The sequence below is a fragment of the Collinsella sp. CLA-ER-H4 genome (genome assembly GCF_040092395.1).
Classification (GTDB): Bacteria; Actinomycetota; Coriobacteriia; order Coriobacteriales; family Coriobacteriaceae; genus Collinsella.
On the sequence record NZ_JBBNLQ010000023.1, the window covers coordinates 1 to 5,166 of the forward strand.

The window sequence follows — 5,166 nt, forward strand, 5'->3', positions numbered from 1 at the left end:
CTCACGTGCCCTGGGGGCCGCATGGCGCATAGGGGAGGTGACTCGGGGGCATCCTCGTGCCCGGACCGCGCATGAGCGCTCAGTCCCGCGGGCCGCGAGGTGCGGTTCCGGAAGAGCTCGGGCGATTAGTGCGGCTCGGCTGAGGACGTCGCCGTCCTTGCACCTGCCGTCTATCGACCAGGTAGTCTACCTGGGCCCTTACCGGAAGGAGAACTAATCCCTGGAACGGCTTCCCGCTTAGATGCCTTCAGCGGTTATCCGCGCCGCACGCGGCTACCCGGCCGTGCCGTTGGTCGACAACCGGTTCACCGGAGGTGCGTCCACCCCGGTCCTCTCGTACTGGGGGCAGCCTCCATCGATTCTCCTGCGCCCACGGAGGATAGGGACCGAACTGTCTCACGACGTTCTGAACCCAGCTCGCGTACCGCTTTAAACGGCGAACAGCCGTACCCTTGGGACCTGCTCCAGCCCCAGGATGCGATGAGCCGACATCGAGGTGCCAAACCTTGCCGTCGATGTGGACTCTTGGGCAAGATCAGCCTGTTATCCCCGGAGTACCTTTTATCCGTTGAGCGACGGCCCACCCACTCGGGGCCGCCGGATCACTAGAGCCTGCTTTCGCACCTGCTCGGCTTGTGGGCCTCGCAGTCAAGCCCGCTTGTACTCTTGCATTCAAAAGGACGGTTGCCGACCGTCCCGAGCGGACCTTCGCGCGCCTCCGTTACCCTTTAGGAGGCGACCGCCCCAGTCAAACTGCCCGCCTGGCACGGTCCCCGAGCCGGTTGACGGCCTCGGGTTAGGACGCCGGTCGCGCGAGGGCAGTATTCCAAGGGCGGCTCCCCGGGGGCTGGCGCCTCCGGATCTGTGCCTCCTGCCTATCCTCTACACGCGGGACCAGCGGCCAATGCCAAGCTGCAGTGAAGGTTCACGGGGTCTTTCCGTCCTTCCGCGGGTAAGTCGCATCTTCACGACCAGTGCAATTTCACCGGGTCCATGGTCGAGACAGCGCCCAAGTCGTTGCGCCTTTCGTGCAGGTCGGAACTTACCCGACAAGGAATTTCGCTACCTTAGGACCGTTATAGTTACGGCCGCCGTTTACCGGGGCTTGGCTTCGGGGCTTCGCCGAATCGGCTAACTCCTCCGCGTGACCTTCCGGCACCGGGCAGGCGTCAGACCCTATACGTCGCCTTGCGGCTTCTGCAGAGTCCTGTGTTTTTGGTAAACAGTCGCTTGGGCCTCTCCACTGCGGCCCGCCTCCGCTCCCCGGGCAAGCCGGTTCACGTACGCGCGGGCACCCCTTCTCCCGAAGTTACGGGGCCATTGTGCCGAGTTCCTTGACCATGGTTGACCCGATCGCCTCGGTATGTTCTACCCACCCACCTGTGTCGGTTTGCGGTACGGGCGCGCACGCGCCTGCCTAGGGGTTTTTCTAGGGACCTCGGGCTCACTCGCTTCGCTCAGTCGCTTCGTCCGGAGCCTCGCCCTTCTGCGGACCGGATTTCCCTGGTCCGCGGGCCGCGCTCCATCACGGGGACGTCCAGAACCCCGCCGAGCCACCCCCATCCGTCGCCCCGTCGGTCGTAGCGCCGCGTGCGCGGTGCAGGAATGTCTGCCTGCTGCGCGTCGGCTACGCCTCCCGGCCTCGCCTTAGCCCCCGACTGACCCTGGGAGGATTAGCCTTGCCCAGGAAACCTCGGGTTCACGGCGGACGAGTTACTCTCTCGTCTCTCGCTACTCATGCCAGCATTCTCACTCCCATGCGCTCCACCGTCGGTCGCCCTGACGGCTTCTCCGCCCATGGGAAGCTCCCCTACCGATTCTAATGAATTAAAATCCCGCCGCTTCGGTGTCCAGCTTAGCCCCGTGTATTGTCGGCGCATGTCCACTCGACCAGTGAGCTGTTACGCACTCTTTGAATGGATGGCTGCTTCTAAGCCAACATCCTGGTTGTCTGGGCGGACGCACATCCTTTGCCACTCGGCTGGAACTTGGGGACCTTAGCGGGCGGTCCGGGCTGTTTCCCTCTCGAGCACACAGCTTAGCCCACATGCTCTGACTGCCGCGCTCTGGGCCGCCGGCATTCGGAGTTCGGTTGGATTCGGTAGGCGGCGAAGCCCCCTCGTCCATCCGGTGCTCTACCTCCGGCGGTGAACGCGCGACGCTAGCCCTAAAGCTATTTCGGGGAGAACGAGATATCTCCGGGTTTGATTGGCCTTTCACCCCTATCCGCAGGTCATCGCCGCCGTTTTCAACCGACGTGCGTTCGGCCCTCCACGGGGTCTTACCCCCGCTTCAGCCTGCCCACGGATAGCTCACCCGGCTTCGCGTCCGCGGCGCGGGACTCAAGTCGCCCTGTTAAGGCTCGCTTTCGCTCCGGCTCCCTTTCGGTTAACCTCGCCCCGCGCCAGCGACTCGCTGGCTCATTCTACAAAAGGCACGCCGTCACAACTGAAAGTTGCTCCGACTGCTCGTGGGCGCACGGTTTCAGGTACTGTTTCACTCCCCTCCCGGGGTGCTTTTCACCTTTCCCTCACGGTACTGGTGCGCTATCGGTCACAGGGTAGTACTCAGGCTTGGATGGTGGTCCACCCAGGTTCGGACCGGGTTTCACGTGCCCGGCCCTACTCAGGGACCGCGTCGCGCCGTCCGGTCTGGGTTCGCGTACGGGGCTGTCACCCGCTGCGGCCGGCCCTCCCATGCCGTTCCGCTCCCCAGCCGGACCTGCGCCCGGGGGCGGCAGCCCCCGGATGCGCGGCCCTGCAACCCCGTCGGCGGAACCCCTGCCGGGTATGCCCGCTCGACGGTTTGGCCATCGGTCCCCTTTCGCTCGCCGCTACTCGGGGAGTCTCGAGATTGATTTCCTCTCCTCCGGGTACTTAGATGTTTCAGTTCCCCGGGTTGTCCTCCCCGGCCCTATGTGTTCGGGCCGGGGATATGCACACTGCTGTGCATGGGTTCGCCCATTCGGAGACCCCCGGGTCGAAGGATGTGTGCTCCTCGCCGGGGATTATCGCAGCTTGCCGCGTCCTTCATCGGCTCCCTGTGCCAAGGCATCCGCCGTGCGCCCGTGGTATCTTGCGGGACCGCATCGGGCCCGCGGGACATCCACGTGTCGCTAATTAATCTAATTAATCGATATCATGAATAGCGCTCGTATGTCGCAATTCGGGTATCTCATACCGCGGCACAGTCCGTTTCACTGTGCTCGCGATCAGATGCTCCTCACTCATATATAAGTGAATTCTTCTTGTTTGGATCGGATGAATGATTGCTATCATTCTTGATTTAATCGCAGAAAAGAATCGAGTCTGGAAGAGGATACTCTTCCATCTCTCTCCTATCGCTATGCGGCTCTCAAGGTACGCGGGTGCGACCCCGGGGACCGGGTGCTGCGGGGACTTACTCCGGGCGACATCTACCGGACGGGCTCCTGCCCTCTATTCGAGTTAAGTTGATCTCTCTAGAAGATTTATCTCCCTAGAAAGGAGGTGATCCAGCCGCACCTTCCGGTACGGCTACCTTGTTACGACTTCACCCCCCTCACCCTCCACACCTTCGGCGCCTCCCCCCTCTCGGTTGGGCCGGCGACTTCGGGTGCAGACGACTCGGGTGGTGTGACGGGCGGTGTGTACAAGGCCCGGGAACGCATTCACCGCGGCATGCTGATCCGCGATTACTAGCAACTCCGACTTCATGGGGGCGGGTTGCAGCCCCCAATCCGAACTGGGGCCGGCTTTCCGGGATCCGCTCCCCCTCGCGGGGTGGCATCCCTCTGTACCGGCCATTGTAGCACGTGTGCAGCCCAGGGCATAAGGGGCATGATGACTTGACGTCGTCCCCGCCCTCCTCCGCCTTGACGGCGGCGGTCCCGCGTGGGTTCCCGGCATCACCCGATGGCAACACGCGGCGGGGGTTGCGCTCGTTGCGGGACTTAACCCAACATCTCACGACACGAGCTGACGACAGCCATGCACCACCTGTATGGGCTCCTCTCGGCCACGGGGTCTCCCCCGCTTCACCCATATGTCAAGCCCTGGTAAGGTTCTTCGCGTTGCTTCGAATTAAGCCACATGCTCCGCTGCTTGTGCGGGCCCCCGTCAATTCCTTTGAGTTTTAGCCTTGCGGCCGTACTCCCCAGGCGGGACGCTTAATGCGTTGGCTGCGGCACGGGGGGATCGTCCCCCCACACCTAGCGTCCATCGTTTACGGCTGGGACTACCAGGGTATCTAATCCTGTTCGCTCCCCCAGCTTTCGCGCCTCAGCGTCGGTCTCGGCCCAGAGGGCCGCCTTCGCCACCGGTGTTCCACCCGATATCTGCGCATTCCACCGCTACACCGGGTGTTCCACCCTCCCCTACCGGACCCAAGCCGCGGAGGTTCCGGGGGCTTCGGGGGGTTGAGCCCCCCGCTTCGACCCCCGGCCTGCCGGGCCGCCTACGCGCGCTTTACGCCCAATGAATCCGGATAACGCTCGCCCCCTACGTATTACCGCGGCTGCTGGCACGTAGTTAGCCGGGGCTTCTTCTGCAGGTACAGTCTTGACTCTTCCCTGCTGAAAGCGGTTTACGACCCGAAGGCCTCCGTCCCGCACGCGGCGTCGCTGCGTCAGGGTTCCCCCCATTGCGCAAGATTCCCCACTGCTGCCTCCCGTAGGAGTCTGGGCCGTGTCTCAGTCCCAATCTGGCCGGTCGGTCTCTCAACCCGGCTACCCGTTGTCGGCACGGTGGGCCGTCACCCCGCCGTCTACCTGATGGGCCGCGGAGCCATCCCCTCCCGTCGGGGCTTTAGCCCGGGCGCCATGCGGCGCCCGGGGGTATCCGGTATTACCCGTCCTTTCGGGCGGCTATCCCGGGGGAGGGGGCAGGTTCTCCACGTGTTACTCAGCCGTTCGCCACTCGCTTCCCTCCGAGGAGGGGTGCCGTTCGACTTGCATGTGTTAGGCGCGCCGCCAGCGTTCATCCTGAGCCAGGATCGAACTCTCCGTCCAAAATGTATGGGCTTCGAGCCCGTCCGGTCCTCACAACTATTAGCTGATCGGTTCCGTTCGATTCATATGGTTTTAGTATAGGAAAAGGAATTTCTCGGGGCCGCCTCTCGGCGGCCTTGCGAAAAACAAATCCAAGTTAGACCATTTCAAATGGTTCGATGTCTGCCCGGATGCGACAC

The 5,166-nt window shown here is 63.2% G+C and carries 2 rRNA genes; both read right to left on the reverse strand.

From position 1 onward, the window contains the following. Positions 1-105: 105 nt before the first annotated feature. Positions 106-3,081, reverse strand: a 23S ribosomal RNA gene (locus AAAX34_RS09350). A 400-nt stretch (positions 3,082-3,481) separates the two neighbouring features. Then, positions 3,482-4,987 (reverse strand): 16S ribosomal RNA (locus tag AAAX34_RS09355). The 16S and 23S rRNA genes sit together here, the layout of an rRNA operon. Positions 4,988-5,166 lie beyond the last annotated feature (179 nt).